The sequence below is a fragment of the Mesorhizobium sp. M7A.F.Ca.MR.362.00.0.0 genome, assembly GCF_004023175.1.
GTDB lineage: Bacteria > Pseudomonadota > Alphaproteobacteria > Rhizobiales > Rhizobiaceae > Mesorhizobium.
Genome location: NZ_RZTF01000052.1, coordinates 1 through 6,259 on the forward strand (window position 1 = coordinate 1; position 6,259 = coordinate 6,259).

At 62.5% G+C, this 6,259-nt stretch carries 7 protein-coding genes and 1 pseudogene (1 of these 8 cut by a window edge); 6 read left to right on the plus strand and 2 right to left on the minus strand.

Annotated features, from left to right (window positions below; genetic code table 11):
- Positions 1 to 162: 162 nt before the first annotated feature.
- On the plus strand, positions 163 to 957 hold the full coding sequence (locus EOC06_RS09920; protein ID WP_128307641.1) for a thymidylate synthase: 795 nt from the start codon (positions 163 to 165) through the stop codon (positions 955 to 957).
- 11 nt (positions 958 to 968) lie between these two features.
- Here the strand turns inward: EOC06_RS09920 and EOC06_RS09925 are convergent, their stop codons facing one another.
- On the minus strand, positions 969 to 1,178 hold the full coding sequence (locus EOC06_RS09925) for a molybdopterin-binding protein (protein ID WP_128307642.1): 210 nt from the start codon (positions 1,176 to 1,178) through the stop codon (positions 969 to 971).
- A gap of 160 nt (positions 1,179 to 1,338) precedes the next feature.
- Here EOC06_RS09925 and modA point away from each other — a divergent pair, with 160 nt between their 5' ends.
- From modA to EOC06_RS09945, 4 genes are all read left to right on the plus strand, one after another.
- Positions 1,339 to 2,133, plus strand: coding sequence for a molybdate ABC transporter substrate-binding protein (gene modA / locus EOC06_RS09930; protein WP_128307643.1), 795 nt, complete (start codon positions 1,339 to 1,341; stop codon positions 2,131 to 2,133).
- Between the two features lie 24 nt (positions 2,134 to 2,157).
- Positions 2,158 to 2,862 (plus strand): molybdate ABC transporter permease subunit, encoded by a 705-nt coding sequence (modB, locus tag EOC06_RS09935; RefSeq protein ID WP_127293102.1) that lies wholly within the window; start codon positions 2,158 to 2,160, stop codon positions 2,860 to 2,862.
- Positions 2,859 to 3,971 (plus strand): molybdenum ABC transporter ATP-binding protein, encoded by a 1,113-nt coding sequence (gene modC, locus EOC06_RS09940; RefSeq protein ID WP_128307644.1) that lies wholly within the window; start codon positions 2,859 to 2,861, stop codon positions 3,969 to 3,971. The genes modB and modC overlap by 4 nt, the downstream gene beginning before the upstream one ends.
- Positions 3,972 to 4,051: 80 nt before the next feature.
- The gene (locus EOC06_RS09945; RefSeq protein ID WP_127271788.1) at positions 4,052 to 4,393 is read left to right on the plus strand and encodes a winged helix-turn-helix domain-containing protein; all 342 of its coding nucleotides are present in this window, start codon (positions 4,052 to 4,054) and stop codon (positions 4,391 to 4,393) included.
- Positions 4,394 to 4,551: 158 nt separating this feature from the next.
- Here EOC06_RS09945 and cobF read toward each other — a convergent pair whose 3' ends face one another.
- Entirely contained in the window at positions 4,552 to 5,328 is a 777-nt protein-coding gene (cobF, locus tag EOC06_RS09955) for a precorrin-6A synthase (deacetylating) (RefSeq protein WP_128307646.1), read from the minus strand.
- 131 nt (positions 5,329 to 5,459) lie between these two features.
- Here cobF and EOC06_RS09960 point away from each other — a divergent pair.
- A pseudogene (locus tag EOC06_RS09960) lies at positions 5,460 to 6,259 on the plus strand (DUF4424 domain-containing protein) (it continues 221 nt past the right edge of the window).

Consider the following 6,259-nt stretch of genomic DNA (forward strand, 5'->3'; position numbering starts at 1 on the left):
TTCTCCCCGTCACTATACGGGGAGAAATGCCCGGCAGGGCAATGAGGGGCGGCGCAAACGGCCGGAAAGCGTGGTGGAGAGCAAAGCTTTTTGCCATTTTGCTGTGTTCGGCCGCCTGTCCGGCAGCTATAATGCCTGCACTCTCGAATCGAGCCGGAACCGATGCGCCAGTATCTCGACCTCTTGCAGCATGTGTTGGACAAGGGCGCCGATCGCGGCGACCGGACCGGCACCGGAACGCGCTCCGTCTTCGGCTATCAGATGCGTTTCGACCTGGCGCGCGGCTTTCCGGTCACCACCACCAAGAAGCTGCATCTCAAGTCGATCATCCATGAGCTTTTGTGGTTCCTGGCCGGCGACACCAACATCAAATACCTCACCGATAACGGCGTTTCGATCTGGGATGAATGGGCCGACGAGAATGGCGATCTCGGGCCGGTCTACGGCAAGCAATGGCGTTCCTGGCCTGACGGCCATGGCGGCTCGATCGACCAGATCGCGAATCTTCTCAAGGAGATACGCAAAAACCCTCAATCGAGGCGGCTGATCGTTTCGGCATGGAACCCAGCCGAGGTGGAAGCGATGGCGCTGCCGCCCTGCCACTGCCTGTTCCAGTTCTACGTTTCGGAAGGGCGGCTTTCCTGTCAGCTTTACCAGCGTTCCGCCGATATCTTCCTTGGCGTGCCGTTCAACATCGCGTCCTATGCCCTGCTGACCTTGATGGTGGCGCAGGTGACAGGGCTGAAGCCCGGCGATTTCGTCCACACGCTTGGCGATGCGCATCTCTACTCGAACCATTTCGAGCAAGCACGCGAACAACTGCGGCGCACGCCGAGGACGCTGCCGACAATGTGGATCAATCCAGAGGCGAAGGACCTCTCCGCCTTCCGCTTCGAGGACTTCCGGCTGGAAAACTACGTCGCCGACGCGTCGATCAAGGCGCCGATCGCGGTTTAAGGCCGCAAATTTCAGTCGATGCCGACCATCACGTCCGAGGCCTTGACCACGGCATAGGCCTGCTTGCCCTTTTCGAGCTTGAGATCGGCGATGGCCTCGTTGGTGATCGAGGCGGTGACGATGGCGCCGCCACCGATGTCGATCCTGACATGCGAGGTGGTGGCTCCCTTGACGATCTCGGCGATCGTTCCCTTGAGGACGTTGCGGGCGCTGATCTTCATCGGAGTTTCCTTTCCAGGGTTTCTTTGCCGGTCTCACCAGAACAATCGGTGTCGTACAGACGCTTTCATGGGGCGCCGGGCCTTTCCTTGTTATATTCATACGGATATATCGGTTAGCGGGCTTCGAGCCGGCCGGATTTCAAACCAGGGAGAGTCTTCCATGACGCGCATAGGTTTTGCATCGAGGGCGATCACCATTGGGGGTTTTGCGGCGATGTTGATGGCGGCGGTGCCGGCAGCACATGCGGAAGACAAGGTGGTGGTGTTTGCCGCGGCCAGCCTCAAGGATGCGCTCGACGCCGTGAACAAGGCCTGCGAGGCCGATGTCGGCGAGGCGGCGACTGTCTCCTATGCCGCGAGCTCGGCGCTGGCCAAACAGATCGAGGGCGGGGCGCCTGCCGACGTCTTCATCTCGGCCGACCTCGACTGGATGAAATATCTCTCCGACAAGAAGCTGACCAAGCCGGACACCGAAGTGAAGCTGCTCGGCAATGAGATCGTGCTGGTGGCGCCGAAGGACTCGGCGGTCGACACCAGGATCGAGAAGGGTTTTGACCTCGCCAAGCTGATCGGCGACGGCAAGCTCGCCATGGGCGATTTCAAGGCGGTGCCGGCCGGCAAATACGGCAAGGCCGCACTTGAATCGCTCGGCGTCTGGTCCTCGGTCGAGGGCAAGGTGGCGCAGGCCGAAAACGTTCGCGCGGCGCTGAAGCTGGTTTCGACGGGCGAAGCCGCCCTTGGCATTGTCTATGCCACTGACGCGCATGCCGAAAAGGGCGTCAAGGTGGTCGGCACCTTCCCGGAGGATTCGCATCCGCCGATCATCTATCCGGTTGCCCAGACCGCCGATTCGAAGGACAAGGATACGCCGGCTTTCCTGAAATGCCTGCAGTCGGCCAAGGCGGCCGCGCTGTTCAAGGATCAGGGATTTACCGTACTCGCGCCGAGCAACTGAGTTCCAAGGGGCTTCATCTCGCATATGAACTGGCTGCTGGACCTCACTCCCGACGAATGGAATGCGGTCCGGCTGTCCATCAAGGTGGCGACGGTGGCGATGCTCGCCAGCCTGCCACCGGGCATATTGATCGCGCTGCTGCTTGCCCGGGGACAATTCTGGGGCAAGACCGTTCTCAACGGGCTGGTGCATCTGCCGCTGATCCTGCCGCCCGTGGTGACCGGCTACCTGCTGCTGCTGACCTTCGGCCGGCGCGGCCCGGCCGGCGCCTTCCTGGCCGAGCATTTCGGCATTGTCTTCTCCTTCCGCTGGACAGGTGCGGCGCTGGCCTGCGGCGTCATGGGCTTTCCCCTGATGGTGCGGGCGATCCGGCTGTCGATCGAGGCGGTGGACCGCAAGATGGAAGCGGCGGCGGGAACGCTCGGCGCCAATCCGCTCTGGGTGTTCGCCACCATCACGCTGCCCCTGATCCTGCCCGGGCTGATCGCCGGCGCCATCCTGGCCTTCGCCAAGGCGATGGGCGAGTTCGGCGCCACCATCACCTTCGTCTCCAACATTCCCAATGAGACGCAGACATTGCCGTCGGCGATCTACACCTTCACGCAGGTGCCGGGTGGCGATGAAGGGGCGCTCCGCCTGACGCTGATCTCCATCGTCATCTCCATGGCAGCACTTGTGGCTTCGGAGGTGCTGGCGCGGCGTGTCGGCCGGCGACTGGACATCGAATGAGCGTTCTCGTCGACATCAGTCATCGGCTGGGTGGTTTCGCCATCGACGCCCGCTTCGAAAGCGCCGGGCGGCTGACGGCGCTGTTCGGAGCGTCTGGTTCGGGCAAGACGACGCTGATCGACATGATTGCCGGGCTGATCCGGCCCGACAGGGGACGCATCGAGGTCGACGGCCGTGTGCTGGTCGATACCGATGCCGGCATTTTCGTGCCGAAGCACAAGCGCCGCATCGGCATGGTGTTCCAGGACGCACGGCTGTTTCCGCATTTGAGCGTTGCCGGCAATCTTCGCTACGGCCGCTGGTTCACGCCGCCGGCGGAGCGCTACGCCGATATCGATGCCGTCGTCGACCTGCTCGGCATCGGGCCGCTCATGAACAGGCGGCCGGCAAAGCTCTCGGGCGGCGAGAAACAGCGCGTGGCGATCGGCCGGGCATTGCTTGCCAGCCCCAGACTGCTGCTCATGGACGAACCGCTGGCCTCGCTCGACGAAGCGCGCAAGGCCGAAATCCTGCCCTATGTCGAAAGGCTGCGCGACGAGACGAAAATCCCGATCGTCTATGTCAGTCATTCGGTCGCCGAAGTGGCGAGGCTGGCCAGCGATGTGGTGATGCTGGCGCAGGGCAATGTCGTTGCCAGCGGGCCGACCGAGGCGGTGATGCAAAGGCTCGACCTGTTGCCGGCGGAGGAGCGCGGCGAGGGGGGCGCCGTGCTGGACACCAGGGTGCTGCATCACGACGAGACTTTCGGCATGACCGTGCTCGGCTCGGCCGCGGGCGAGCTCCGGGTGCCACAGCTGGCGATGAAGGCAGGTACGCCGGTGCGCATCCGTATTCGCGCCCGCGATGTGATGATCGCCACCGAAAAGCCGACGGGCCTCAGCGCGCTCAACATCCTGCCGGGGACCATTACCGCGATGAGCCCGGGCGAAGGGCCCGCGGTCGAGGTCGGTATCGACTGCAATGGTGCAACCGTGCTTGCCCGCATCACCGAACAGTCGCGGCAGGCGCTGAGGCTTCATCTTGGCGGCAAGGTTTTCGCGGTGATCAAGACGGTGAGCTTCGATCGGGCGAACACCGGCGCCGGCCTGCCCGCCGAGGCGGATGGATGATCCCGCTATGTCTTTTTGGAATAGCGGTTTCGCCAGGGAGCTTCTAGTATGAGGTTGGGTTGTGACCGCGGAGAGTAATGATGCCGTCGCTGAGCTTGCGGATAAATCTCGATCCCGACGGGCGCGTCGGGCCGGGCAAGATCGAACTCCTGGAACAGATCGCCGCCTTCGGCTCCATCTCGGCCGCCGCTCGCGGCATGGAGATGTCCTATAAGCACGCCTGGGACCTGGTCGAGGACATGAACCGGGTGTTCGGCAAGCCGCTGGTGGCGGCACAGACCGGCGGCCGCAAGGGCGGCGGCGCACAGTTGACGGCGGTCGGCCTGGCAGTGGTCAGCCGCTTCCGCGCCATCGAGCGCGCAGCTTCTGCCGCGGCGGCGGCGCATATGGAGGCATTGCAGGCGGAGATTGATGCTGGGTGAAGGGTGAAGGGAGTAGGGGAGTAGGGGAGTAGGGCAGTAGGGCAGTAGGGCAGTAGGGCAGTAGGGCAGTAGGGCAGTAGGGAGGCATTCGCGTGCTGTCTTCCAACACAAAACGTCATTCACCTACTGCCCTACTGCCTTACTCCCCTATTGCCTTCCTAATCGGGCTTGCCCAGCAAATAGCTGTCCATGATCCAGCCCTTCCGCCGACGGGCTTCCTCTCGAACCTCTTCGATCTTTGCTCCGATGTCACCGATCCTGCCGGAGAGAGTGATCTCGTCTTCCGTTCCGAGATAGGCGCCCCAATGGATGACGACATCCTTGTCGGCCAGCGTGTTGAAGGCGCATTTGCCGTCCAGCAGGACGACCGCGCTGCCGGCATTGTCCGGCATGCCTTCCTCGGTCAGGCGGCGGCCTGTGGTGATGAGGACGGAATCGCCGATGCGGTTCAGCGCCATCTTGTGGCTGGCGGCAAGTGCCTGGACAGCGGTGATGCCGGGGATCACCTCAAGTTCGAACGCCACATTGCCTCGCTGGCTCACGCGCTCGAGGATGCGCAACGCGCTGTCGTAGAGCGAAGGATCGCCCCAGACCAGGAAGGCGCCGCAGCCGTCGCCGGCAATCTCGTCGCGGATCAGGCCTTCGTAAATGGCGGCGATGGCTTCGTGCCAGTCATCGACGGTCGCGCGGTAGGAGGGCTCCGGCCCATCTTGTACCGGCATGTCGCGCATCGGCACGTCGAATTCGACGCGGCGCGACTTCGGATTGGTGACGAAGCGGTCGCATATCCGGCGGCGCAGTTCGGCCAGTTCATTTTTTTTCGCACCCTTGTCGGGAATGAACAGCACATCCGCCTGGTTCAGGCCTGATATGGCCTGGACGGTCATGTGGTCGGGATTGCCGGCGCCGATGCCGATGACGAGAAGCTTGCGCATGGGCGAACTCCTGCCCGATCGGAACCTGTTAGTCCAGACCGCGCTGGCGCGCGTCCGCGGATACGGAAGGGCTTTGAACGGCACATTGAAACCGCTAGGGTCCTGCAAGCATTCTGGCCGAGGTTGTTTCCATGTTGCGATATATTCTGACCGCCGTGCTGGCCCTGTCGCCCGCGCCCGCCTTCGCCAATGATTCGGTTGCCGAACTTGGCACTGGCGGCCTGATCCTGTCGCGCAGCGACGCCGTGTCGATGCAAAGCGAGGACCTCTTCATCTCGCCGGAAAAGGTGACGGTCGACTATGTCTTCCATAACAACACCGACAAGGATGTCGAGGCCATTGTCGCCTTTCCGATACCCGAAATATCGGGCAATCCCGAAGAAATCCCGGCGATCCCTGAAAACCAGAGCGACAATTTCCTCGGCTTCGAGGTGACGATCGACGGCGTTGCCGTCAAGCCGCAGCTGGAGCAGAAGGTGTTTGCGCTCGGCATCGACATCAGCGCCGAGTTGAAGGCGCAAAACGTGCCATTCTATCCATTCGGCGATGCGGCGAAGGCGGCGCTGGCCAAGCTGCCGCAAGCGGTTGTCGATGACTGGGTCAACCGCGGCATCATCATCGAGGACACCGGCAGCGACGGCACCGAGACGACCAAGGTCTACACGCCGTTCTGGCAATTGCGTTCGACCTACTGGTGGCGCTCGACCTTTCCGGCCAACAAGGACGTTCATGTGTCCCACCACTACAGACCGAGCGTCGGCGGCACGTCTTCAGTCAGCTTCTTCTACGACGGCAAGTTCCAGGGACAGTATGCGGCCTACAAGGCCCGCTATTGCATGGATGGCACATTCGAAAATGCGGTGCGCAAGGCTGCCAAGGACGACCCTGACGGCTACCCCAAATATTTCGAGAACCGCATCGCCTATATCCT